This window comes from Alteromonas sp. G4i13, assembly GCF_054960505.1.
In genome coordinates, this window is sequence record NZ_JBHNYX010000132.1 from 1 (window position 1) to 406 (window position 406).

The 406-nt window shown below is 42.4% G+C and carries 1 pseudogene; it reads left to right on the forward strand.

Annotated elements, in window-relative coordinates:
* A pseudogene (locus tag ACFI6J_RS21625) lies at nt 1–406 on the forward strand (IS3 family transposase); the annotation flags it as partial.

Here is a 406-nt window from a genome sequence, read left to right on the forward strand (position 1 = left end):
CTCGAGAGAGAATTAGCTGACGAAAAGCTCCGTAATAAAATCCTTAATGGAATGGTAGATATTATGGATAACGAGTATGGAGCGGGTCTCAGAAAAAAGTACTTATCCGGTACGTCTGGCAAGCCAAAACAAGAAAAGAAATAAATTTGGCGGCAGCATGCCGGGTTGTGGGAATATCGAGACAGTCGGTTTACCAGGCTGTTTCTCGTATGGAGCATAGAAGAACAGAGCTATCGGTGATTAAAGAGTGGGTACTTTATTGGCGTAAGTTTATGCCACAAATAGGGACGCGCAAGCTCTATAAACTTATAAAACCAAAGCTGGTTGAGCATGGGATTAAACTAGGTCGAGATGGCTTTTTTACTTACTTAAGGAGCGAGGGACTACTCGTTAAGCCAAAGAAAAG